This is a genomic window from Acinetobacter legionensis (genome assembly GCF_048552295.1).
GTDB lineage: Bacteria > Pseudomonadota > Gammaproteobacteria > Pseudomonadales > Moraxellaceae > Acinetobacter.
Window position 1 is genome coordinate 1 of sequence record NZ_JBIMCW010000002.1, and the last position, 24,318, is coordinate 24,318.

Annotated in this window: 20 protein-coding genes, 1 tRNA gene and 1 pseudogene; 13 read left to right on the plus strand and 9 right to left on the minus strand. The window is 35.4% G+C overall.

From position 1 onward, the window contains the following. Positions 1-772: 772 nt before the first annotated feature. From ACG916_RS01510 to ACG916_RS01525, 4 genes are all read left to right on the plus strand, one after another. Positions 773-1,381 carry a sortase family protein gene (locus ACG916_RS01510; RefSeq protein WP_130066764.1) on the plus strand — a complete coding sequence of 203 codons (609 nt, stop codon included), beginning with the start codon at positions 773-775 and terminating at the stop codon, positions 1,379-1,381. 25 nt (positions 1,382-1,406) lie between these two features. Further along, positions 1,407-2,645 carry a tetratricopeptide repeat protein gene (locus ACG916_RS01515; RefSeq protein WP_241304608.1) on the plus strand — a complete coding sequence of 413 codons (1,239 nt, stop codon included), beginning with the start codon at positions 1,407-1,409 and terminating at the stop codon, positions 2,643-2,645. 365 nt (positions 2,646-3,010) lie between these two features. Continuing rightward, a complete protein-coding gene (locus tag ACG916_RS01520; protein ID WP_419330188.1) occupies positions 3,011-7,981 on the plus strand; it encodes a DEAD/DEAH box helicase in 4,971 nt (1,656 codons plus the stop codon). 16 nt (positions 7,982-7,997) lie between these two features. Then, positions 7,998-9,953, plus strand: coding sequence for an AAA family ATPase (locus ACG916_RS01525; protein WP_016651367.1), 1,956 nt, complete (start codon positions 7,998-8,000; stop codon positions 9,951-9,953). 470 nt (positions 9,954-10,423) lie between these two features. Here the strand turns inward: ACG916_RS01525 and ACG916_RS01530 are convergent, their stop codons facing one another. Then, positions 10,424-10,888, minus strand: a complete 465-nt coding sequence (locus ACG916_RS01530; RefSeq protein WP_419326958.1) for a hotdog fold domain-containing protein — start codon at positions 10,886-10,888, stop codon at positions 10,424-10,426. A 150-nt stretch (positions 10,889-11,038) separates the two neighbouring features. Between ACG916_RS01530 and ACG916_RS01535 the strand changes: the two genes are divergently transcribed. Next, on the plus strand, positions 11,039-11,674 hold the full coding sequence (locus ACG916_RS01535; protein ID WP_419326959.1) for a TetR/AcrR family transcriptional regulator: 636 nt from the start codon (positions 11,039-11,041) through the stop codon (positions 11,672-11,674). A gap of 33 nt (positions 11,675-11,707) precedes the next feature. On the opposite strand, the gene ACG916_RS01540 is transcribed toward ACG916_RS01535, so the two are convergent. Continuing rightward, positions 11,708-12,043, minus strand: a complete 336-nt coding sequence (locus ACG916_RS01540; RefSeq protein WP_336952409.1) for a hypothetical protein — start codon at positions 12,041-12,043, stop codon at positions 11,708-11,710. Between the two features lie 220 nt (positions 12,044-12,263). Here ACG916_RS01540 and ahpC point away from each other — a divergent pair, with 220 nt between their 5' ends. Next, positions 12,264-12,827, plus strand: a complete 564-nt coding sequence (gene ahpC / locus ACG916_RS01545) for an alkyl hydroperoxide reductase subunit C (protein WP_419326960.1) — start codon at positions 12,264-12,266, stop codon at positions 12,825-12,827. Positions 12,828-12,895: 68 nt separating this feature from the next. On the opposite strand, the gene ACG916_RS01550 is transcribed toward ahpC, so the two are convergent. Together ACG916_RS01550 and ycaC are read right to left on the minus strand one after the other, a co-directional pair. Continuing rightward, positions 12,896-13,819 carry a LysR substrate-binding domain-containing protein gene (locus tag ACG916_RS01550; protein ID WP_004718559.1) on the minus strand — a complete coding sequence of 308 codons (924 nt, stop codon included), beginning with the start codon at positions 13,817-13,819 and terminating at the stop codon, positions 12,896-12,898. Positions 13,820-13,937: 118 nt separating this feature from the next. After that, a complete protein-coding gene (gene ycaC / locus ACG916_RS01555) occupies positions 13,938-14,564 on the minus strand; it encodes an isochorismate family cysteine hydrolase YcaC (RefSeq protein WP_004818434.1) in 627 nt (208 codons plus the stop codon). 277 nt (positions 14,565-14,841) lie between these two features. On the opposite strand from ycaC, the gene ACG916_RS01560 reads away from it, so the two are divergent. The 3 genes from ACG916_RS01560 (at position 14,842) to ACG916_RS01570 (ending at position 18,704) form a co-directional block, all read left to right on the plus strand. Continuing rightward, positions 14,842-15,717, plus strand: coding sequence for a pirin family protein (locus tag ACG916_RS01560; RefSeq protein WP_105713878.1), 876 nt, complete (start codon positions 14,842-14,844; stop codon positions 15,715-15,717). 809 nt (positions 15,718-16,526) lie between these two features. After that, positions 16,527-17,825 carry an FAD-dependent oxidoreductase gene (locus ACG916_RS01565; RefSeq protein ID WP_336952407.1) on the plus strand — a complete coding sequence of 433 codons (1,299 nt, stop codon included), beginning with the start codon at positions 16,527-16,529 and terminating at the stop codon, positions 17,823-17,825. 60 nt (positions 17,826-17,885) lie between these two features. Beyond that, entirely contained in the window at positions 17,886-18,704 is an 819-nt protein-coding gene (locus ACG916_RS01570) for an SAM-dependent methyltransferase (protein ID WP_419326961.1), read from the plus strand. 101 nt (positions 18,705-18,805) lie between these two features. Here the strand turns inward: ACG916_RS01570 and ACG916_RS01575 are convergent. Continuing rightward, positions 18,806-18,881, minus strand: a tRNA-Thr gene (locus tag ACG916_RS01575). 315 nt (positions 18,882-19,196) lie between these two features. Beyond that, on the minus strand, positions 19,197-19,424 hold the full coding sequence (locus ACG916_RS01580) for a hypothetical protein (protein ID WP_004718547.1): 228 nt from the start codon (positions 19,422-19,424) through the stop codon (positions 19,197-19,199). 282 nt (positions 19,425-19,706) lie between these two features. On the opposite strand from ACG916_RS01580, the gene ACG916_RS01585 reads away from it, so the two are divergent. The 3 genes and pseudogenes from ACG916_RS01585 to ACG916_RS01595 form a co-directional block, all read left to right on the plus strand. Next, positions 19,707-20,027 carry a hypothetical protein gene (locus ACG916_RS01585; RefSeq protein ID WP_419326962.1) on the plus strand — a complete coding sequence of 107 codons (321 nt, stop codon included), beginning with the start codon at positions 19,707-19,709 and terminating at the stop codon, positions 20,025-20,027. A gap of 541 nt (positions 20,028-20,568) precedes the next feature. Then, complete coding sequence (locus tag ACG916_RS01590) at positions 20,569-21,018, plus strand: DUF4265 domain-containing protein (protein ID WP_419326963.1); 450 nt, start codon at positions 20,569-20,571, stop codon at positions 21,016-21,018. Between the two features lie 122 nt (positions 21,019-21,140). After that, a pseudogene (locus tag ACG916_RS01595) lies at positions 21,141-21,334 on the plus strand (IS5/IS1182 family transposase); the annotation flags it as partial. 324 nt (positions 21,335-21,658) lie between these two features. On the opposite strand, the gene ACG916_RS01600 reads toward ACG916_RS01595, so the two are convergent. The 3 genes from ACG916_RS01600 to ACG916_RS01610 form a co-directional block, all read right to left on the minus strand. Continuing rightward, the gene (locus ACG916_RS01600; RefSeq protein WP_419326964.1) at positions 21,659-22,105 is read right to left on the minus strand and encodes a YfjT/YkfB family phage-associated protein; all 447 of its coding nucleotides are present in this window, start codon (positions 22,103-22,105) and stop codon (positions 21,659-21,661) included. A 33-nt stretch (positions 22,106-22,138) separates the two neighbouring features. Next, the gene (locus ACG916_RS01605; RefSeq protein ID WP_419326965.1) at positions 22,139-22,363 is read right to left on the minus strand and encodes a hypothetical protein; all 225 of its coding nucleotides are present in this window, start codon (positions 22,361-22,363) and stop codon (positions 22,139-22,141) included. Positions 22,364-22,495: 132 nt separating this feature from the next. Then, positions 22,496-22,750 carry a hypothetical protein gene (locus ACG916_RS01610; protein ID WP_419326966.1) on the minus strand — a complete coding sequence of 85 codons (255 nt, stop codon included), beginning with the start codon at positions 22,748-22,750 and terminating at the stop codon, positions 22,496-22,498. Between the two features lie 614 nt (positions 22,751-23,364). Between ACG916_RS01610 and ACG916_RS01615 the strand changes: the two genes are divergently transcribed. Further along, complete coding sequence (locus ACG916_RS01615; RefSeq protein ID WP_419326967.1) at positions 23,365-24,267, plus strand: helix-turn-helix transcriptional regulator; 903 nt, start codon at positions 23,365-23,367, stop codon at positions 24,265-24,267. Positions 24,268-24,318 lie beyond the last annotated feature (51 nt).

Genomic DNA, 24,318 nt, shown 5'->3' on the forward strand with positions numbered 1-24,318 from the left:
TACAGAAATACAGAAATACAGAAATACAGAAATACAGAAATACAGAAATACAGAAATACAGAAATACAGAAATACAGAAATACAGAAATACAGAAATACAGAAATTAATTATTTAGGTATATGAATTTTAAATTTTTTGTTTAACAAATTTGCAGTTAGATAATATTAATAAATTCTAATGTTCTTAAGATTTTTTTAGAGTAAGTTCACGATTTCGTTAGAAATAATAGATTCTAAATAAGAAAAAGTGATCGAATTTTAGATTTTAAAATATTTGACTGAGCGGCTGCTTAAAACTATCATTCCTTTGCTGACCTAAATTGTCAGTCGGTTTTGACAGGCCGTGGCGTATAGCGTACCTGATTCATACTTTTTCAAGTGTGGGTTTATGTGCGAAACCCTCGTGTTCCCCCTTTGCGGTAGAACGGGAGGGGGACGCTTCGTGCGTGCTGGTTCTATATGCCCAGTCTGTCAACCCCCTCTTTGTTCTACCACCATCATTTGACAGTGATTTGGTAGAACCTTTATTCGCATATAGGAATTTATCATGTCTCATTCATTTTTTCTCATTTGTGCCTCGCCACATGTTCAGCCTCATTATTTCAGACAATGGGGAATACAGAGCTAATTCTTAATTAGGTGTATTAAAAACAACATTTTTAAATAGAACAATTCATAAGGTGGATGGCTAAGTCACGCCTATAAAAAATACCTATTTTTATGTCCCCCTTGTGATTGTGAGTTATTGCATTAAACATGTGTGGGAATAACTATGACTGAATTAACGAAACCAAAAATCATTCCAATCGAAAACTACCCAAAGAAATCCAAGCTATTTTTAAAGTGTGTAGTCTTACCGATTGTGATCTTTTTAATTGTTGCCAAGATTTTTTCTTTTGGCGCTTTCGCCTATGTCTTCTTTGGCTTTGACCTATTCTGGTTTGTGATCATTTACTACCTATATCAATACGGAAATACCTACTTTGATGGGATGACCGAGCAGCTCAAACGTCAGGGTGAAACCTTTAATTATCAAAATCGTGGAGTCTGGATTAATAGCCAAGACAAGACCATCATTCTTTTTGATCAGCCTGATCAACGTTTAGTTAAATATCCTTTTGATTACATTACCTCTGTAGGTCATTACAACTTGGTCGAAGATCGCTTCAGAACCACGACTACCGTGATCAGTAACCCGATGATGGGTACACATGTTAATCAGCGTGAACATCGAACACCAATGAAGCGTGAGTTCCAAGTCAATATTGGAACACGAGATCAATTTAAACCTAACTATAGCCTTAAGGTGCTGTTCCCTTGGCGTAGTCCAAAAATGGCAAGTGAAATCCGTCAGTTACTATCGGCTGATCATTATCAATAACAACAATATATAGGATAAGAATCAGATGAAAAAATTAATGCTCAGTATTGTTATGACTACTGGTATGGTCGTAACTAGTTCAACAGTATGTGCTGAAACCAAAAAAGTGAACCTGTCAGCAGGGTTAAACTATGTTCTGTCTCAAGTAGCAACAAAGGGAGATAACAACCAAAGTAACCATAATATGGGGATGCTTTACTACCTAGGTAAAAATGGCGTACCCATAGATCATAAAAAAGCTGCTGAATGGTTTTCCAAGTCAGCCGCTAATGGTTATGCCCCATCCCAGTACGCATTATCGGCCATGTATTTAAATGGAGATGGTGTGCCACAGGATGCAGAAAAAGGTATAGCCTTATTGCAAAGTGCTGCACGGCAGGGACAACCTGAAGCAGTCAAGTTATACAATACATTGCAGGCTAAAGCACAACAGCTCAATACCACTCAAACGTCATCAGTACAAACAGCCACAACGGCTATTAAATACTATAATACATCCACGCTTGAGCCTAAAAACTTTAAGCAAGTGGTACTTCCTAACCTAAATACGGATACCATTGCCCGAAGTTTTTATAAAGTGACATCATCCAGAGAAAGAAAAAAAGATGATTATTGGGGAAGTGGCAAATATTACTATGTTAATAAGCCTAGTGACTTGGACGATCTCACTGACGCTGTGATCAGTATCGCCCCTATTTTTACATACCAAAATATGCAGGGCGAAACCCGTTATTTAGTCCCTGTAGAAGTGACTTTAGCAATCGAAGGCAGGATAGAAACCTCACATACTACACGAGGTACTTTGGAATTATATCTCTTTAAAAAGTTGGGCAATGGACAATTCCAAATGGTTTCAAAAACAGCCCAAGGGGGAATTGAAAGTATCGAGGGATATGGTCGAACCTCATGGAACGCCCAAGAGTTTAAGAGGAATTTACAAGCTTTTGGAAACAATACACTAGGAAGCTACACCATTGATGGTTATGACGGTAATGGTTATGGGGAAAGCGTATGGTCACTGCTTCTGTTAAATGAAGAAAGCTATATTGTTGAACAAATGTTTGACGAGGGAAAAGTTTCAGAACAACCAGAGTACGGCTATTCTTCAGCAATCAAAGTTAACCAAAATGGACAACCATTTTATCCATTCCAGATTCATTATAAAGGGACGGATTTGAACGACAATGATCGGAAGGTTACAATAAATAAAATTATAATTTATCAGTATGATAGCAAGAGTAAGTTGTATTCGAAGCAGAAATAATACTCCTAAATTTGAATAGATATATTGATGTCTATCCTCCTATTTCTATGTGCTAGGAATTGGAGGAAGTTATGAGAACGAGGAGACTTCAGGGAGTATTCAACAAATTAGAAATGATGGTGATCGTACTGACTTTTTTATTCATTTGGAAAGTATCTTTCAGGTAGATAAAGTAGGCAATAAGGCTAGAAATATGCTCAACTAACTATTCACTTTTTTCATATAACGTTCTTGTTTCGACTACTAAAAAAACTGTAAAACCTCATATTTTCAAATGCTTTTTTTAAAAATATGTTAAATTTTACATCAATATATTTTTTAAATTTAAGTGATAAAAGCACTTTATAATTTGGAGCTTGGTCTGAATGTCAGCTTTAACAAATTTACTTCAATCGATTGAAAAAATTAGCCTTACAAATAGAGATAAAGGTACTTCATTTGAGAATTTGATGATTCAATATTTCTTAAATGAACCTAAATATGCCGAAATTTATACAGAAGTTTTGTCATATTCTGATTGGGTTGAAAAGTACGGTGAAAAGTTAAAAGTTACTGATAAACGTGACTATGGTATTGATCTTATTGCGGTAACTATTGATGGTGAATTTCATCCAATCCAGTGTAAAAATTACAACACTACAAAAATTCAGAAGAAAGATATTGATAGCTTTTTAGGTGGCTCTGGTAAATCTTATTTTGCGTATCGCTATATCGTAGCCTCAACGGATGATTGGACTGATAATGCTAAATCATCTTTAGTGGATGCAAATCCACCTGTTGCAACTATTTCATTATTAGATTTAGAAGGCAGTTTAATTGACTGGTCACAGTTTAATTTTGATTCAAATGTGAAGCCTATATTTCGTAAAAAAAATAGTTTAAGAGATGATCAACGTCCCGCATTGTCGGCAGTCAAATATGGATTAGCTGAGGCAGATCGTGGCAAGCTTATTATGGCCTGTGGTACGGGTAAGACCTTTACCTCTTTGCGTATTGCTGAGGAACTGGTAGGTCGTGGTAAAAATGTATTGTTTCTAGTCCCTAGTCTTGCATTACTTAGTCAAACGCTTGATGAGTGGACTCAACAAACATCATTAGGTATCCGCAGTTTTGCAGTTTGTTCTGATAGTGATGTTGGTAAGAAAAAAGATGATGACAATATTGTAGTCGGGATTAGTGACTTAAAATTCCCTGCTACAACCAATCCCCAAAGTTTAGTTAAGGCATTTAAGGCAAGAGATTTATTTAAACCGAATGAAGCGAATGAGGACATGAATGTGGTTTTCTCAACCTATCATTCAATTGATGTCATTGCAGAAGCTCAAAAAGCAGGATTCCCTGAATTTGATTTAATTATTTGTGATGAAGCACACCGTACCACAGGTGCAACTTTTGAGGGAGATGATGAATCCAAGTTTGTGCGTATTCATAATAATGATTATGTACAAGGTAAGAAACGTCTATATATGACAGCTACTCCTCGTATTTATGGTGATACAGCTAAAGAAACAGAAGGTGTGACACTTTGCTCAATGGATGATAAATCGCTGTATGGTGAAGATCTATATGTCATAACATTCTCGCAAGCAGTAAAAATGGGCATTTTATGTGACTATAAGGTAATTGTACTTGCTGTTGAAGAAAGTCATATTAATCGTCAATTACAAGGCTTATTAAAAGACGAAAATAACTCTCTAAAAGTTGATGATGCTGCAAAAATTGTTGGCTGTTGGAAAGCTCTCGCTAAACAAGGTTTATATAATCCAGATGGCACAGTTGCAAAGCCAATGGAACGTGCGGTTGCCTTCTGTCAAGTGATTGAAAAAGAATATAAAGGCAAAAAACATAAAGTTAGTTCTAAGCAAATCACGGAAATGTTTAGTGCTGTTGTTGAAGCATATCAACAAGCGGAAATGGATCATTTATACAGAACAGAAGAAGATCCATATATTGATCCATCATTAAAACTTAATTGCGAAGTTAAACATGTTGACGGAGGGATGAATGCAACCGAGAAGAAAGATAAAATCACTTGGTTGAAAGAAACAGCCCCTGAAAATACTTGTCGTATCCTGTCTAATGTGCGCTGTTTATCAGAGGGTGTAGACGTTCCGTCACTTGATGCAGTTCTTTTCCTAACACCTCGCAACTCACAGGTTGATGTTGTGCAATCTGTTGGACGTGTCATGCGTAAAGCTGATGGTAAGCAACTTGGTTATGTCATATTACCTGTAGTGATTCCTGCGGGTGTTGAGCCTGAACAGGCGTTAAATTCTAATGAAGCCTATCGTGTGGTATGGCAAGTACTTAACGCTCTACGTGCGCATGATGACCGCTTTGATGCGATGATCAACAAGTTAGAGTTTAATGGCAAAGACGTATCTCGCATGGAGGTTATTGCGGTTGCTGATAAGGTTGTTAAAAAGACTAAAAAAGCCAAACCAAAACAAGGTGACGATGAAACAACGACTACAGGTTTAAGTGATGGAAAGAAACAAAGGGCCAAAGCACAAGCCAAAGGTGGTTCATCTATTGGTACAGCAGAAACCCCGCTACCAGTTCAAGAGGAAATGGTATTTGAAGTTGGTGAGATTGAACGTGCTTTATATGCCAAGATCGTAAAAAAATGTGGTAATCGTCATCATTGGGAAGATTGGGCAAGTGATGTAGCGAAAATTGCTAAAACTCATATTGACCGCATTCAAGCTATTCTTGAAAACTCGGAAAATACGAATGAAATTACCGCTTTCAATGAATTTGCTCATGAATTACGTGATGATTTGAATAACAGCGTATCTGATGCTGAAATCATTGAAATGTTGGCACAACATTTAATCACCAAACCAGTTTTTGACGCCCTATTCAAAGATCATAGCTTTGCTGAACACAACCCAATGAGTTTAGCAATGCAAAAGGTACTTGATGCCCTCAATGAGCATCATTTGGATAAAGAAGTAGACACGCTTAATTCATTCTATGAATCAGTGCGTATGCGAGCAGAAGGAATTAATACAGCCGAAGGTAAGCAAAGTATTATTTTAACGCTGTACGATTCATTCTTTAAGAATGCCTTTCCACGCATGACTGAAAAGCTAGGGATTGTTTATACCCCTGTAGAGGTGGTGGATTTCATTATTCATAGTGTCAATGATGTACTGAAAAGCGAATTTGGTAAAACCTTTGCTGATGATAACGTGCATGTACTTGATCCATTTACAGGTACAGGTACATTTATCAATCGCTTATTACAATCAGGTTTAATCCCTGCGGATCGTTTGATCTACAAATACAAAAATGAAATCCACGCCAATGAGATCGTTTTATTAGCGTATTACATCGCATCAATTAATATTGAAACCGTGTATCACGATCAGATGAAAGTGATTAATCCTGAGCTAGAATATACACCATTTGAAGGGATTTGTTTAACCGACACCTTTGAAATGTACGAAAAAGAGGATTTAGTTAGCAAAATTTTAATTGATAACAGTGCACGACGTAAACGCCAAAAGGATCTTGATATTCGTGTGATTATTGGTAATCCACCTTATTCATCAGGTCAAGAATCTGCAAATGATAATAATGCGAATGTTGCCTATCCCCATTTAGATGAACGCATTAGAACAACCTACGCAGAATATACAACTTCCACCAATAAAAACTCACTTTATGATTCATATATTCGTGCAATTCGTTGGGCGAGTGATCGTATCAAAGACTGTGGTGTGATTGGTTTTGTAACCAATGGTGGTTACATTGATACGAATTCTGCCGATGGTTTACGCAAATGTTTGGCTGATGAATTTAGCTCATTGTACTTCTTCCATTTAAGAGGCAATCAACGCACTTCGGGCGAGCGTTCACGGCAAGAAGGTGGCAAAATCTTTGGTGGTGGTAGTCGTGCACCGATTGTGATTGCAGTATTGGTTAAAAACCCAAAAGTAAAACAATATGGTCAAATCTATTTTCATGACATCGGTGATTATCTAAGCCGTGAAGACAAATTAGAGAAAATTTCTGATCTAGTCAGTATTAATGGCATTACTGCAATTGATGGTTGGACGAAAATTACACCTGATGAACATAACGATTGGTTAAATCAGCGTGATGATAGTTTTAGCGGCTTTATTGAGATTGGAAATAAGAAAGATAAATCTAAAATAAGTTTATTCTTGAATTACTCAAGAGGTGCAGAATCAGGTCGCGATGCTTGGGTATATCAAAGTAGTAATGAGAAGTTAAAACATAATATAGAAAGTATGATCAACTTTTATAATAATAATCTAACAAATGGCAATAATCCAATAATGGATACAACCAAGATCAGTTGGACAAGTAGCTTATTATCTAGTTTTGAAAAAAAGAATAACATAACATTTGATGAAAGTCTTATTCGCTTTTCAATTTATAGACCATACCAAAAACAAAATTTATATTTTGGTGGTGGATTAATACATCGTGTCGGTCAGATGCCTCAAATCTTTCCAACATCAGATACGGAAAATTTAATTTTATATATAAGCGGTAGCAGTAGTAGCGGTAAAGATTTTTCTGTAATTATCACTAATATTATTCCTGATTTAAATATGCAACATTCAGGAGGACAAGGTTTCCCACTTTACCTTTACGAAGAAACTACAGTAAAAGGCAATGGTGCTGACCTATTTAACCATGCTCAAACCAAAACAGCAGATGGAAAATATATTCGTAAAGATGCCATTAGTGATGAAGGGCTAAAGCATTTCCAAGATGCCTACCCGACTGAAACGATTAGCAAGGAAGATATTTTCTACTATGTGTATGGCTTATTACATAGTGAAGATTATCGTAGTCGTTATGCTGACAACCTTACCAAAGAGTTACCACGCATCCCATGCGTGAAAAAAACTGAAGATTTCTGGGCATTCTCTAAAGCAGGGCGTGATTTGGCACATTGGCATTTAAACTATGAAACTGTAGAGCCGTATAAAGCTAAATTGGACTTGGGTGGTAAATCATTAAAGCAGCTAGCAGATAAAGACTTCTATGTGACCAAAATGAAATTCCCAAAAAAGGATCAAAAGGATACGGTGGTCTATAACAATGCCATTACCATTCGTGAAATCCCTATAGAGGCTTATGACTACGTTGTGAATGGTAAGTCAGCACTTGAATGGGTAATGGAGCGCCAAGGTGTTTCTACGCACAAAGACAGTGGTATTGTAAACGATGCAAACAATTGGGCAATTGAAACTATGGGTGATGCTAAATATCCATTGAATTTGTTTTTACGTGTGATAAAGGTAAGTTTGGAAACAATGAAGATTGTCAAAGCTTTGCCTAAGTTGGATATTTAAATTCAGGGGATAACTAATGATTAAACTTACAAATATTGAAATTCTAAAATATAAATCATTCACGACACCTCAATCCGTACATATTGAAGATGATATAACTGTACTGGTTGGAATGAATGAATCAGGAAAAACCTCTATTTTAGAATGTTTAGCAAAAACTAATTATTTTGAAACTGATGAGAAATTCAAGTTTAATCAAACACTAGATTATCCACGTAAAGAATTAAAAAGCATTAATAAGTCAGATGAAAATCCTAATGCTATTATTTGTAGGTATAAACTTTCAAAAAAACTTATTGATTTTATTGAACACTTATTAGGAAAAGGTACTTGGCAGGGAAAAGATGAGATTACGGTGACAAGCTCTTACAAAGATGGTGCTACTCTAATCAGTGGTGTTTCGATAAATTTTGAAGCTTTTTTAAAACACTATAATCTCTCTAGTATTAATGACAGTCTAAAAAAAGAGCTTAAATCAACCTTAACTATATCAGAATTTGATGAATTACTAACAAGATTTCCCGAAGATTCAGACAAGTTAGAACCCTTGAAAAAATATTTTTTTAAAAGTTCTACATGGAACAGCTTTATTGAAAGATATGTTTATACTAGTTTAATAAAAAAGCATCTACCAAAGTTCATTTATTATGATGAATATTACCAACTTCCATCCAGAATTGTACTAGAAAATTTTTTAGATGAGGGTGTGGAACTATCGGATGATCTAAAAACAGCAAAAGCACTTTTAGATTTAGCAGATATAAATATCAATGATATTATTAATACAGATGATTTTGAGGATTTTATTGCAGAATTAGAAGCAACTGAAGCTTTGATTTCTGACACATTATTCCAATATTGGTCTGCAAATCAGGACTTAAATATCGAGTTTAAAATTGATAAAAAAACAGCTACTGCTCAAAGACACGTAAATACAAATTATGGTAATGCAACAACAGTCGATACAAATATTGTTGAACATGTTTTAGACATTCGTGTAAAAAACTCAAAAACTAGAGTTTCTTTACCTCTCCAGAATAGAAGCAAAGGGTTTAATTGGTTTTTTTCATTCTTAGTTTGGTTTAATAAAATTCAAGCTGATTCAAATTCAAAATATATCCTACTCCTAGATGAGCCGGGTCTTAACTTACATGCAACTGCCCAAGCAGATTTACTACGTTTTTTAGAGAGTTTAGTTGATAAATATCAAGTTATTTATACAACTCACTCACCATTTATGGTAGAAACAACGAAATTAAATCGTGTCAGAACGGTGTTTAGTGACTCCGATAGCTCTATCGTTAGTGATAGTATTCAACAAAAAGATCCTAATACTCTTTTCCCTTTACAAGCTGCTTTAGGATATGATGTTGCACAGAATTTATTCATTTCTAAAAAGAATCTACTAGTTGAAGGGGTCTCGGATTTACTATATTTAACCACAATTTCAGAATATTTGAATGCGAATAACAGAACTGGTTTAAATGAGGATATTACAATTGTACCTACAGGTGGCTTAGATAAAGTTGCTAGTTTTATCTCATTACTTCGAGGTTCAAAACTATCAATTTTCTGTCTTTTAGATTCATTTACTGATCAAAAGTCGCAAGCAAGATTTGATAGTCTAACTATACAAAAAATTATATCTGATAAAAATATAAAATTCTTTCATGATTATCTTGATAATAGAAAAAAAGCTGATATTGAGGATGTTTTTACCGTTGATGAATATCTTCAACTATTTAATATTTCTCTCTCATCTACCTATACTGAAATTAAGGTGGAAGAATTAAGTACAGAAATTGAAGATATATTATCAAGAATCAATAAAGTTATTAAAAAATCTAGATTTAATCACTATTTGCCAGCAAAAGAGTTCGCTAGTAACAAGGATTTTGTTAACAACCTTTCAGAAGCTACTTTATCAAGATTTGAAACTATCTTTAAAGAGGTCAATAAAAATCTCAAATAGTCTTGGCTTAATAGATTTACCTGATAGGGTAAATCTATTACTTTAGTCAGTGCATTATTTAATCTAAACCTGTTCATACTAAAATATTTTGTGGCTTCTGCTTTGCTAGTTTGAGAAACTCGTAAAATAGCTTGTGCCTTTCTAAGATCTTTTTCAGGTATCGATAATTTGCGTTCATGATTGGGTCTTGTTGCTCTTTCAATAAAGATCTATCAAAGTTTGCTTTTTTATATTGAGATGTCTTTCTGAAATATTAGTTGCATTGATTGGCAAGAGATAATTTTGTTAAGTTTTAAAAATTAAATTTAACAAAATTATTAACATTTTTTATTAATGTATTGTAATTTAATATTTTATTTATTACTGGTGTATATATCCGTTTTAATTGATAAAACGGTCAAGCTTGATCAAAAACCCTTTGTGAAAACAAAGGGTTTTTTTTATGAACCTCATGATTTGGTTTTAGACAATCACTTTTTTGCTGAAACCCACATGGTAATCACAGCTTTAAATACCAGATCATTGTGCATGTCTTTAACCTCCACATTGACCAAATAATCACTACCTTGATTCCACTGAAAATTGCTTTCAACAGGCGTGGCAATCGCAATTAAATCAGTTTCAGCCTTCTTTAAATATTCAACCGTCATCCCTTTGGGAATCCAACGATGCGAGGAAGGCACGGTTACATCAGTCATGGTTCCGCCAGCAAGTTCAGCCATATTACACATGGCAATTGCATGGACTGTACCAATATGATTGAGAACAGCACGGTGTTTTTTGATTTTAATTTCAGCATAGTTCGCTTCAAGTCGTTCAAAAACAGGTGAGATACTGCTGAAATAAGGTGCTTTTAAGCACAATAATTTTGAAAATGTCCATTTGCCAGCAGGCTTATTTTTAAATCTATTCCACAGTTTTAGGGTTTGGCTCATTGTTGTATTCCTTATTTAGTTTACAGAATATTATTTAGTTTGCAGAATATTATTCTAATACAGAATTAAATTCTGTTGTTGGCTCGACAGACGATTTGAATCGCGTAAAATGTCATATAGAAAATGCTTAAATAAAATCAAAGGCTGTAGATGAATAATCAAAGTTTGTTGGAACGTCGTTATAGTGGGCGCCGTGCAGAATTAAAACGGGTGATTTTAACGGAAGCATTAGCTTGTTTTTTAGAACATGGGATTGAAACAACAACAATAGAAATGATCCGTGAACGTGCACAAACCAGTGTGGGGGCGATTTACCACCATTTTAAAAATAAAGAAGGTTTAGTGGCAGCCCTGTATATTTTAGCCATAGAAGACCAAGCGGAACGCCGTGATCAAGCATTATTGTCTGCACAAAGTCTACAGCAGGGTATTCAAGTGATGACAGCAAGCTATATAGATTGGGTTATGGATTATCCAGATTTTGCCAGATTTTTATATGCTGCCAATTTTAGTATTTCTAAAAGTATTCAGCGGGATCAGCTAAAACAGCAGAATCATTTACGTAATCAACACTTATTGGCTTGGATGAAGCAACAACCCGATTATGGGGTGATCAAGAACATTCCCCATGAATTATTATTGTCATTTATGGTTGGATCGACAGAAAGTTATTGTCGGGCATGGTTGTCAGGTAAAGTGAAAGCCACGCCAAAAGTTTACCAAGCAGCATTGGCACATGCGGCTTGGTGCAGTTTAGAAAGCGTATATCAGCAACAACAAGGCTGAATAACCAAGCTTGTTGAATTACGGATACTGTGATTAAAAAATTCGTGAGCTTTGCATATAGTGCGCTGTGACTTGATCTAAGTGATTAAGAATTGTTGCACTATTTTGAGTCTGGATTGCTGTGTCGAGTTGCTGCATATAGCCTAGCAATTGGTTTTTTGCTTTTGCTGCAAATTCAGCAGTAATGGCTTGATCTTCATAAAGTAAGACATAGTTTTTGGCAAAACCATAAATCATAAAAATCGCCGTTTTCTCAAAATCAGCCTCAGAATGAGCAATTTGAGATTCGCAGTTTATTTTCAGTTGTTTAAAAGCATCTGTACCAAAAGGAAGGTTTTGGAATTGCTCCAAAAGAATTGAGAACGTCATTTTTTAAAGTCCACTCAAAAAGAAAATCTATAGATTAAAAGGCGAAAGGTCAAGCAAAGTTTGAAATAATATTTTCGATCAAACCAAGGCAACAGATTGGAAAAATAAATCTATAAAACCGATTGTTTTTATTAAAAACACCAGTTTTACCGATTTAATAATTTTTCGTATAGTGATTCCACAGATAAGCAATCCCTGAAATCTATTGGAGAAAGACCACATGAGTTTGATCAATACTGAAGTTAAAGCATTTAACGCAACTGCATATAAAAATGGTGAATTTATCGAAGTGTCTGAAAAAGACTTCTTGGGTAAATGGTCTGTGGTATTTTTCTATCCTGCTGACTTTACTTTTGTCTGCCCAACAGAGTTAGGCGATCTAGCAGATAACTATGCTGAATTCCAAAAAATGGGTGTAGAAATTTATTCAGTGTCTACCGATACACACTTTACCCATAAAGCATGGCATGACAACTCAGATGAAATCAAAAAGATCCAATATCCAATGGTGGGTGATCCAACTTGGGCTTTGGCAAAAAACTTTGAAGTGTTGATTGAAGCTGAAGGCCTTGCAGATCGTGGCACTTTCGTAATTGATCCTGAAGGTAAAATTCAAATTATTGAAATCAATGCCGGTGGCATTGGACGTGATGCACAAGAATTACTGCGTAAATTGAAAGCGGCACAATATGTGCATGCCCACCCAGGCGAAGTATGTCCAGCAAAATGGAAAGAAGGCGATGCAACACTTGCACCTTCAATTGATCTGATCGGTAAAATCTAATCATTGCATAGAATTAAAATTGAAAAACCAGAAGTTAAACTTCTGGTTTTTTTATGGTTCGATTGGCTTTATAAAATATAACCATCGTGTTTAGGTGCGTAGGCACGAATACCATCGACTAAATCTTCAATCAATTTTTCCATGACTAAGCGTTGACCTTTGCGAGATGCATAAACCAACTGTACAACACCAATATTGGAACACCACTCTGGTAACAGATGGATTAAACGCCCTGAAGCAATGTCTCGTTCTACTGTTAAATAGGGAAGATCGGCAATACCTAAGCCATCGAGTACTGCATAATACGCACCCATTAAGTCATTACTTTTGACTCGAGGCTGTAATGGAATATCGATTTCTTCTCGTTGCTGAATATGATGTAAATGCCAATGATAGTGCTGTTTATCTGTACCTAATACAATGGTTGGAAATTCACAAAGTTCTGTAACATGTTGGATTTCACGATCGCCTAAAAGTTCAGGACTAATCACTAAACAGTGCGTGGTTTTAATCACATCTCTAACGATAATGCTGGAGTCTTCATTGCTTGAAAAGTTAGTACGAATGGCCAAATCAATATCATCATGCAGCACATCGATACGTCGACTGGTGAGTGCCAATTCAACCCGAACTTTGGGATATTTTTTTAAAAACTGATTTAGAATTGGTCGAATTTGATGTTCCATCATCACCGGTGGGCAACTAATTTTAATCAGTCCCTGTAATTCAATTTCTTGTTTTAATAAGACATTCTGAGCATTATCGGCTTGTTCAATAATCTTTGCACATTCCTCAAAAAACTCTTGTCCGAGTGGTGTGACTTTAAAATGTCGGGTTGAGCGTTGAATCAAGGTCACATTAAATTTAGCTTCTAAATCCAGAATACGTCGGCTCAGTTTAGACTTGGTGATATTACTGGCTTCACTGGCAGCACTAAATCCACCATGCTTTACCACCAGATAGAAATAATAGTAGTCATCAAAAGAGTGCACAGCTTCATCTCAAGTGTGTTGATGATTAAATAGTATCATTAATAGGAAAATATTTTAAAATTTGTACAAATAAAAGCAAGAAATGCAAAAGATTACATTTCTCGCTTAAATCATTGTCTTATTTCTGAGAAGTATTTTGAGTGTAGCTATTGATCAGGTTACGATAGTCAGGGATATGGTTACCAAATAGCGTACCTAAACCTTCAATATCATTACGCCAATCACGATGCAGCTCACAAGAGGCACCAAACCAAGTCATTAATTGCGCGCCTGCATTGCTCATACGATCCCAAGCTGAGTCACGTGTCAGCGGGTTAAATGTTCCAGAAGCATCGGTGATGACAAAGACCTCAAAATCTTCTTCTAGGGCAGAAAGTGCCGGAAATGCAACACAAACCTCGGTGACAACACCTGCGATAATCAGTTGTTTTTTGCCTGTTGCTTTTACTGCTTTGACAAAGTCTTCATTGTCCCAAGCATTGATTTGACCAGGGCGAGCGATATATGGTGCATCTGGAAAAAGTGCTTTTAACTCGGGTACCAGTGGACCATTGGGACCATCTTCAAAACTGGTGGTCAAAATGGTTGGAAGGTTAAAATATTGAGCTGCAGCAGCCAGTGCCAGAACATTATTTTTAAACTTATCTGGGTCAATGTCACGGACTAAAGAAAGTAATCCAGTTTGATGATCGACTAACAATACAGCAGCATCATCTTTGTTTAAACGAACGTAAGGTTTTCCCATTTTTTATATCCTTGAAGTCACTAAAATTTAAATTGTGCTTAAATACAAAACAAATTATTTTGCATGGATTTCATGTTACGTGGCTTAATCATGATAATTAAGCCTATAAACTGAGATTAATAATCTCATAAATAAGATTATTGATTAAAAACTACGCTGAGCCTTGGCTGTTGAATATCCTATATTTGGGATTCAGCGTATTGGTAGATTGCTGTATTGATCACTTTAAAAAACTTAAAATGGATTCATATTAAAGCCTAGAGATAGGAGTATTGAGATGAAAAGAATTATTGGTGTATACCGCAATCAAAATATGCATTGGGTCGGTGATGGCTTTCCTGTAAAAAACTTGTTTTCTTATGATCGTTTAGGTCAAGCGATTAGTCCTTTTTTATTATTGGATTATGCAGCACCTTATACATTTGCACCTAGCCATGAACAGCACGGTGTAGGTTCACATCCACATCGTGGCTTTGAAACGGTGACCATTGCCTACCAAGGTGAAGTTACCCATAAAGACTCACATGGTGGTGGTGGAACCATTAAAACAGGTGATGTGCAATGGATGACTGCAGGCGCAGGATTGGTTCATGAAGAATTCCATTCACATGAATTCACTGAAAAAGGTGGAATCTTTGAAATGGTTCAGCTTTGGGTGAATTTACCTGCGGCAGATAAAATGACCCAACCTAAGTATCAAGCAATTTCTGCGCAAGATATTCCTGTGATTCATTTTGATGATGATGCAGGCCACTTACGTGTGGTTGCTGGGAAATATGCTGAACAACAAGGTGCTGCTTCAACCTTTAGCCCTGTCAATGTTTGGGATGGTCAGCTTAAAGCGGGTCATGAGCAAATTATTCATGTGCCAGTTGACCACAATACTTTGGTGGTTGTACTAGAAGGTGAAATGCTGCTCAATGGTACACAAAAGGTGCTCGATAGCTCGATTGTCATGTTTGAAAAAGATGGTGATGCAGCAATTCAACTTGAAGCGGTGCAAGATGCTAAGTTTTTGGTGCTTACAGGTAAACCATTGAATGAGCCAATCCAAGGCTATGGTCCATTTGTAATGAATAGCAAAGAAGAAATCGTGCAAGCGTTTAACGATTTCAATAATGGCAAATTTGGTGAAATTGTAGCGGAAGCTTAGTTGGTACTGATGAACGGTATTTGTATAACGGATACCTTTCACGTTTCAAGTCTATAAGCTCAGCCATGTATGAAATATCGATAGAAGTCAAAAAGCGGATTTTAAAATCCGCTTTTTTTATATTTAAAATTTTTAGAACCAAAAGGTCAGAAATTTAAAAAAAGAAAAGAGCTTTGCTCTTATTGAACAGAAGCTCTCTTACGCTGTAGTTTTTTCTTTAGATGAGTATGTCTTGTTTTGATTAATTATTTTGTTATTTGTGCATCATAATTAATTAAAAATGTGAAGTAAAGCACAATATATTTCATTTGGTTAATTTGTATCCACTGTACCTTGGCTTTTTTGAATGCAGCTATTTTACACGTCGTGCAAGTGATTTACTTAAAAAGCAAATTCAAAGTAAAAAAAAGGATCTCTATTCCACACTATAGAGATCCTTTTATGCTGTAGTTTCTTTTATTGTCTGTTGTCATAATTATTTGTTTTTATTGTAAATGTGAATTGTTTATCATTTTTATGGTGTAAATAATAATTAATAAATTGGTATTTGTAAATGTTTTTTTAATAAAAAGTTAAATTATCTATATGTTTTTAACAGTATTTTTTTATATATATAAATATCAATCAAGTATAAGCAGTGTATGGCAGAAAGTTCTGGCGTAAAACGACTAAAATTGAATAAACACGGTGGGCGGAGATTTTTCCTAAAAAATTTCCAACAAAAAAAGTTAAAACTGGAACTTTTTAATACCGCGATTTAATCGGCTATAGCTCATAATAAAAAAAATGGTTACGCACGGATAATAACTTTGGATATTGCAGTGATTGGTAGTGGTATGGCTGGCCTGGCCACCGCAAGAATTCTTAAAGATGCAGGTCATAACATTACCATCTTCGAAGCATTACCTGGTCGTGGTATGGATAGTCATAGCATTGAGTTTGAAGGTGGTTTAATTGATGCACCTTTGCGCGTGATGAATCAGCATTTATGGAAAAACACCCTGAGCCTTGCAACACACCTCGGCATAAAAACCTTTCCAGTGCGTACCTTTATGGCGTGTAGCTGGTTATTTGAAGATAAAACTGAAACTTGGTTAACCACATCACGTACCCGTATTGGTAATTTTCCCATTATCAATAACCGTAAAGGGCTTAAACAGTATGGTTGGCGTTTAGTGAAAGGGATGTTGCAGCTTAAAACAGCAATCTCTCAGTTTTTTAAATCTAAAAACCAAGACATTACCCTTGCTGATTTTATCAATCACCATGACATTGAAGAAGTATTTTGGCATGGTGCGGTGATGCCAGTGCTTTATACCATTTGTACTTGTGATCCTAAAACCATCGGTGAATGGCCTGCAAAACCACTCTTAATCTTTTTAAAGCAATTAACTGATGGTGATGCTTTATTGCGTTTACACGGTGGAACGCCTGCTTTTGTCGATAAATTGATTGAAGATATCGATATTCACAGTGGTTCTGAAATTACCAAAGTTGAGGAACAGGGTAACGTTGTTCTGGTTGAAAATGCACAAGGTGAGCAATTTCAATTTGACCGTGTGGTAGTAGCAACACCGACCAATAAATTAGAAAACTTTTTAAATAAACAACAATTTGCTGATGATATCGCTTTATTGCAAAAATTTAAGTTTGAACAAGGCGAGTTGGTTATGCATACCGATGCATCCGTGATGCCACCAAATCGTAAAGATTGGGCTGTATTGAGCTATATGATGGATCGCAAATTTACCAAACAACAATTCACAGTTTGGCTGAACTCGATTGAACCAAGTTTGGTGGGTAAATCTCCAGTGTTCCAAACCTGGCGTCCTGTGACCAGCATCGATCCGAAGAAAGTTATTTCTACAGTGACTTTAACCCGTGCTGTGGTGGATTCTGAAACAGTGGCTTTAAACATCGAGTTGCAAGCGCGTCATAAAGTCGCCAACCGCAAAGTATTCTATTGTGGTTCATGGTCATGTGATGGTTTGCCAATTCTTGAATCTGCGGTAACTTCTGCAATGCATATCGCAGAAATTTTTGGTGCACCATTGCCATTTGTAGGATTAAAACCTAAAGTTGAGGTGGCTCCCCAACTTGGCTATTAAAACCCAGTGAATTCATATAAAGTTTAATGAATTCATAACTGAATAAGTGAATGATTTAAAATGAAATGGCTTCAAGCGATTCAGCAAAAACTTCCAAAACATAAATATGCAATCGATGCAAAAATGCTAGGAGATGACGCTGAATGTGCTTGGACCAACTTAGGGTATTGGGATGAGGCTACATCCTCTTACCCTCAAGCCTGTCAGCAACTTGCTGAACGTCTTGCACAAGCGGTACAGCTTAAACAACATGATCGGGTACTAGACCTAGGTTGTGGTCAAGGTGCCAGTTTAAAATACTGGTTAGAACACTACCAAATTCAAGATTTAGAAGCGGTTGAGTTACAACAACAGTGTGTCGATAAAATTCAAAAACAACTCCCGCAGATTAGGGCGATTCACTGCCAATCTTTTTTAAATTTAAATGCGCTTTTATTGACGCCACCTTTTGATGTGGTGTTGTGTATTGATGCGGCTTACCACAGCGATTTAAACTTATTTTTAAATTCAGTTGTTCCAATTTTAAATTCAAAAGGTCGTTTGGGTTTTCATACGTTGATGCTTTCAGACACAGTTTTAAATTCAAAACAAAAAATGAAATACAAATGGCTACTTAAAGCCGCTGATGTCGATTTAAAAGCACTGATGACTACGGCCCAAATCAATCATACGCTGCAACAGCATGGTCTTGAGCAAATCGTGATTGAAGATCTATCCACAGCCGTATTGGCTGGCTTTAGTCAATATATTGCGACAAGAGCAAAAACGGAGCGTGGAGGGCTAGATCAAATCAAAATACAAATGACCGCAAAACTTTGTCAAAGGTTATTTGAAGAGGGAATCGTTCGATATATACAGCTCAGCGCGGTCAAAACATAATTTTTATTATTTGTGATGAGATCAAGCAGATCAAAAATTATAAGAAAATGCCTAAGCCAAAAACAACAAAGCCTCACTAAAAAAGCGAGGCTAAGTAAAAATGGTGCCGGCACACGGATTCGAACTGTGGACCTACTGATTACAAGTCAGTTGCTCTACCAACTGAGCTATGCCGGCAACGTGGCGAGAATTCTACAGAATATTTATAAGATTGCAAGCCAAAAAATAAACAATTGAATAATCTTTAATATTTATAGTCTTAGCGATCGAGTATTGGTTTGAAGTTGATAATGTCGTGTGCTATGAATGCTTAGATTTTTAGAGAGCAAAGGATTTTATCGCTTTTAACTTGCAGGTAGACAAAAAAGCAAAGATAGCTAGAGCAACGGTTAGTAATCGCTTTAAGCTTCCAACTAAAAAGGCTTACGGAGGAGTAAGCCTTGAGTATTTGGGGTTAAATCAATAAATCTTTATCAGTTTTGAAATATAGACTTATTTTCTCCTTAAAATATGATCCAGATCTTGTGCGCATTCTTCTAGGGTGATTGCCATATCTATTTGCATTTGGGGTTTCAATTCGTTTGCGAGTTTTCTCCATTGCTCAATCAATTGGATAGCTTTCTGAATTTTATGCTTATTTACATCTTTGGCAATAGTTGGGGTGTATCCACCACGTTTAGCATTTTTGACTTGTCTTACATAATTGGCGCTGTTATTCATTGTCACTCCCGAATAGCAGTTTTATGCTTTTAACTTGTTTGAATCGCTAATAAGTACCGCATCATGATTATCTTAAGAGAACGTTACATCTATATGATTTTTATTTTGTATTTCACCTCCTTTGAATCGTGCTAGAAGTTCTTTTCACTTGATACTAATTCAAGAAAGTTGGAATTGAAATAGTCAATTGTCTTTTTAGTTGAGTGGATATGTATCTATTTGCTTCAAAAAATAGCTCAAATATCGTATAACTAAGCTAAGTAAAAACTAGAACAATTGAGAATGAAACGATTCAGTATTTTATTATTATTTTTTTCTGTCGCACATGCTGAAGCTCCTAAAGAATGTCAGTTACTTGAACAGACCTCCGAAATGTTAATGCAGTTACGTCAAAACGGTTTATCGTTGGATGATGTTGATTTTAATCCTGAAGCATTGTCTGCAAAAGAACAGGTATTGTTAAAAGGTATAATTGACGATGCAAAGGGTGTACCGATTTATCAGATACCTTTAACCCGACAAAAAGCGATTGATGATTTTAAACTCAAGTGGCAAGAGGTGTGTCAGTCTGCGGATGTAGTGATGCCAACTGAAATGAGATAAAGGATTGTTTTTTATTTCGCCGATAGTGTTAGGGTTAAATAGCGGGTTTGGTTGTGCTATGGACATATGACTCGATGCAATTCTAAGCGATCAAGTTACCGCTCAAGCTAGCGTACAAGTAAGCGATCAAGTTTAGATAAGCTGAAAAGCATTAAACAATGTTATAGGTTGAAACAAAGAGTTTTTATATAGATCTATTATTAGTTTTACTGTGCTGAGGTTTAGTGAAGTGTTTTTATCAAAAGCTGTTTGCGATGAGTAGTTGGGCGCTATACAAATAGAAACCGACCAGCATATCCGTAGCGCCAATCGGTATGACAAGTTCTATGTTTTCAACATAGTACTGTTCAAAACTTATAGTTGAGGTGTTAGATAAATAGAAACCGATTTGTATAATTTACAAGTCGGTTCCTGAATGAAGTTGCTGATAATTATTATTTGAAATGGTGTTCAATTTTAATAGAATAAATATTCTAGAATAAAATGTTTATTTTATCGGTTTTATTTTTAATGGATTTTTAAATTAATTGAGTCTGATTAGATGGATGTAGAAAAAATTATAGTTCCTTATTATAATGTGGATAATATTTTATCTAAAGAGATTGTATTTGGTCGTAAGATTGGTTTGGATAAATATGTTATTGAAAATATTCCTTTGTATGCACCTAATTTGGCTTTAGGTGATATTCTTTTAGTAGAAAAGTTAGATGATGAACAACTATATTTTGAGGATTTATTAGAGACATCAGAGAACTCTACTATAAGAATCGTCTTCTTTAATTATGATCCTATAATTGTGCAGAAAATTTTAAAAGAAATCGAGGGGTACAGTATAAACTGGGTTGGGTTTGTTGGTGGTAGTTATTATTCATTAAACATTAATAAGAATTTAGATTATAAAATAATAAAATTTTTTTTAGAAGGAAATTCTAAAATAATGGATTATCAAGAGAGTTGTTTGTCAGAAAAACATAGGAGTGAATTGTTGTAGGTTTAAATTAGAAATTAATTGGATATTAGATTTTTAAATTATTGAAATTCTTAGGTAGATTTTATTATTTATTCCTATTTTAGATTGATTTTGAAATACATTATATTGCTGTTAATATTGTTTCGATTATTCCACAAAGGAAGAATGGAAAATCATGGAAAGATACTGAAATAAGTTCGATGAAACGTAATGTGCTACTCGATAAAGTAAAGCATTTAGGCCGGATGATATAGAAAAATGATCAGGCTACTACTTAGGAAGTTTAGTGGGAACTAAGATGCACTGCGTTAAATTACTAGGCGACAAACTGAGGGCAATAATAATGATCACATTGAAGATAAGTTGCAGATGATTTTTCATGTAATTATTCTTTTGATATTCTATAAAGTTAGATCACGTTGAAACTCATTTAGAACGAACAAAATGTTTCACACATCATGAAGAAAATAAGCAACCCATTCATATACAGAAATAAATAAGCAGTTGTAATGACTCATAATGTTGAGGTTTTTGCCATGGATGACTCAGTATCGTTCTAAGGTGGAGCTACCTAGGTTTTTAAGCCTAGGTATGCCTATTTCTTTTTTGATCATGGATATAAGCAATAATAGAATGAGCGCAACGATTAAAAATTTGAGAATTATAGCGAAGCACAAGTCTCAACTAGTTCTTTAGCAAAAGCTTTATTGGCTTTTGTAGATATGAACGAAGCCATTTTTTTATTGTTAATAAAAACATCAATTTTTTTGGCTTTTCCTAGATGAGCGATAAGTTTATCCCAATCATTTCCATTCAGTCTGGATCGTGTTTCATTGGGTACTTCAAGTGCTTTTCCATCAATGATAAAGCTGAAAGATGATTGCTTGTTAAAGCTTGCATACGCTTTACTTCCAGTTGAGAGTTCCACTGAGTGATCAACGTTTAAAACACCGCCACTGTTGCATGAAATGGTCAATTTTTGATTTTGACTATTTTGGAGGGAATACAAACTAAAGCCTTGTGCAAAATTATCTTGCCAGATATTGGGCGCCGCTTGAGATGTGGAATACATGCATAGTATGAATGCCATTAATGTGAATTTTTTCATGAGAAAATCCTATAAATATTTTTAGATTGGAATTTATTTAGACCGAAGGACTAAGCCACCGATGATTAAAAGAATAAGTACTCCACCAATGAATTTACCCACGGATGGGAACATGACCGCTGGCCAAATAACACCTTGCCCTAAGTGATAGGCAAATGATTTATAGCTTTGTTGGCCCCAAAAGTTTTGATAGATGGCAAACAGCAACCCGATAATAAAGTAAGCTCTGATTAGCCAAGACTTAATTGATGTATTCATTTATTTTCCCCCAAGCGCAAATTTAAGAAGTAGGTAGAACAGTCCAAAAAAGATCATCAAGCCAATAAACGGTAGGCCGAGAAAACAGATGATCACAATCACACAAATTATTCCTGCAATAGCTCTCATGGCTTACTCCCTCATGCATTGCAGGCCACTTTGCATCAAGTCGTATTGAAATGATTCAGTCTGGCTTAGTGTGTATAGGTTGTTCTTTAAACCTTCTTCTCCATATTTGCTTTCGAGTTTTTTGTAGGCACATTTGCATGCACTACGTTCCATACCTGTGGATTGGCAACCGCTGATAAATTCTCGCTCTGACTTGCTGGCGCAACTCAGTGTCAGTAGTGAGCAACTGATGATTAAAATTGAAGTTAGAGTTTTCATGATTCTCTCCCATTTATTGTTTTGATTATTTTGAAATAGCTGAATTCAGCAAAGTGATCAAATTAAAGACACGTGTAGGCAGTCCAAAGTACCTATAAGTCTTTAGATCAATTTAAGCTGAAATGAAATCTATGATTTTTGCCAAAAACAGGGAGGTTCCCAATATGGCTTTAGAGAAAAGAATAAAAGTAAAAAATGCTTAGTCATGGCTGACTCCTTGGAATTATAAGAAGTTCTACCAAATTACTGCTAAATAATGGAGGCAGAACGAAAGGGGGTTAGCAGACCGGGATCCAAGGAACCAGCACGCACAAGGCGTCCCCCTCCCGTTCTACCGCAAAGGGGGAACACGAGGGTTCACGACATACAAGAATCATTCCATATATCGTGCTGGATCTACGGTCTGCTAAAACCGACTGGCAATGTAGGCCAGCAGTTGAATGATAAGTTTTAGGGTGGGTTTAGTCAATCAAGCTGTAGTGAATATTCCATAATCGAAATTAGAAACTAAATTCAAAAAAGATATAAATAATAATTTGTTATATTTATCATGTATTCCAAATGTTGAATGATTCAAGATAAAATTACAGTATGAACTTCTGAAACAAATTATTATGTCTGAAAAGCAAAAAAATCATGTTCGGTTAGCTGACCGTTTAGCGAGTATTCTAACTAAGTTAAATCAAGGGCAGTATCTGGACTATAAAATGCTGAAAGATGAGTTTGATGTTGATGAGCGTACGATTCGACGTGACATAGATCGTTTATCAGCAGCAAATTTACCTATCTTAAAAGATGAAAAAACACATAAGTTTTTTTTGCAGACCCACTATGTTGGAAAAATAACGCCAAATGATGTTAAAAATTTTGCACAACTTTCAGGGATCGCAAGTTTATATCCAAACTTGGATATTTCATTTATTCGGGAATTGTTGGATAAGCATGCATCAGAAGTCTATACCGCAAAGGGGTACTCTTTTGAAGAAGCCTCTCAATATGAAGATTTATTTAAGATAATCAGCGACGCAATCAAAAAAAGGCGCATATTTCAGTTTATCTATAACGATAAACAACGACGAGTGGCGCCCTATAAATTGGTACATCATCATGGAAGTTGGTATTTGGCCGCAGTGCAGGAATATCAATTACGTGCATTTAAACTGAGTCGAATTAATGACTACAAGAAAGTCTTAGACTTGGATGAATTTATTCTTGATCCGATCATTATAAAACAGCTTGAAAATGAAGAGAGTATTTGGTTTGGAAATGATAAAAATCAGATATTACTCAAAGTAAATGCTGAAATTGCAGAGCATTTTAATCAAAGGCAAATATTTCCTGAACAGAAAATTGAGCAAATATTTGAAAATGGCGACTTACTAGTCTCAAGTATAATAGCACACAATGATCAAATTAAATCTTCAATTCGTTTTTGGCTACCACATGTAAAGGTACAAGATCCGATTGAGTTACAACATGAGATTGAGCAAGACTTAAAACGATATTTGAAACTGTAGAGATGACACATTTTTATTGAAAATATATGTTTTAAAGGTAATTTTGACAAA

Excerpts from the sequence above, each read along its gene's own strand:
- ACG916_RS01590 (WP_419326963.1), top strand. The coding sequence starts at position 20,569 with ATGGATGTAGAAAAAATTATAGTTCCTTATTATAATGTGGATAATATT.
- ACG916_RS01535 (WP_419326959.1), top strand. The coding sequence starts at position 11,039 with ATGAATAATCAAAGTTTGTTGGAACGTCGTTATAGTGGGCGCCGTGCA.
- ACG916_RS01605 (WP_419326965.1), bottom strand. The coding sequence starts at position 22,363 with ATGAATACATCAATTAAGTCTTGGCTAATCAGAGCTTACTTTATTATC.
- ACG916_RS01615 (WP_419326967.1), top strand. The coding sequence starts at position 23,365 with ATGTCTGAAAAGCAAAAAAATCATGTTCGGTTAGCTGACCGTTTAGCG.
- ACG916_RS01560 (WP_105713878.1), top strand. The coding sequence starts at position 14,842 with ATGAAAAGAATTATTGGTGTATACCGCAATCAAAATATGCATTGGGTC.
- ahpC (WP_419326960.1), top strand. The coding sequence starts at position 12,264 with ATGAGTTTGATCAATACTGAAGTTAAAGCATTTAACGCAACTGCATAT.
- ACG916_RS01515 (WP_241304608.1), top strand. The coding sequence starts at position 1,407 with ATGAAAAAATTAATGCTCAGTATTGTTATGACTACTGGTATGGTCGTA.
- ACG916_RS01585 (WP_419326962.1), top strand. The coding sequence starts at position 19,707 with ATGAAACGATTCAGTATTTTATTATTATTTTTTTCTGTCGCACATGCT.
- ACG916_RS01570 (WP_419326961.1), top strand. The coding sequence starts at position 17,886 with ATGAAATGGCTTCAAGCGATTCAGCAAAAACTTCCAAAACATAAATAT.
- ACG916_RS01610 (WP_419326966.1), bottom strand. The coding sequence starts at position 22,750 with ATGAAAACTCTAACTTCAATTTTAATCATCAGTTGCTCACTACTGACA.
- ACG916_RS01520 (WP_419330188.1), top strand. The coding sequence starts at position 3,011 with ATGTCAGCTTTAACAAATTTACTTCAATCGATTGAAAAAATTAGCCTT.
- ACG916_RS01530 (WP_419326958.1), bottom strand. The coding sequence starts at position 10,888 with ATGAGCCAAACCCTAAAACTGTGGAATAGATTTAAAAATAAGCCTGCT.
- ACG916_RS01600 (WP_419326964.1), bottom strand. The coding sequence starts at position 22,105 with ATGAAAAAATTCACATTAATGGCATTCATACTATGCATGTATTCCACA.
- ACG916_RS01510 (WP_130066764.1), top strand. The coding sequence starts at position 773 with ATGACTGAATTAACGAAACCAAAAATCATTCCAATCGAAAACTACCCA.
- ACG916_RS01525 (WP_016651367.1), top strand. The coding sequence starts at position 7,998 with ATGATTAAACTTACAAATATTGAAATTCTAAAATATAAATCATTCACG.
- ACG916_RS01580 (WP_004718547.1), bottom strand. The coding sequence starts at position 19,424 with ATGAATAACAGCGCCAATTATGTAAGACAAGTCAAAAATGCTAAACGT.
- ycaC (WP_004818434.1), bottom strand. The coding sequence starts at position 14,564 with ATGGGAAAACCTTACGTTCGTTTAAACAAAGATGATGCTGCTGTATTG.
- ACG916_RS01540 (WP_336952409.1), bottom strand. The coding sequence starts at position 12,043 with ATGACGTTCTCAATTCTTTTGGAGCAATTCCAAAACCTTCCTTTTGGT.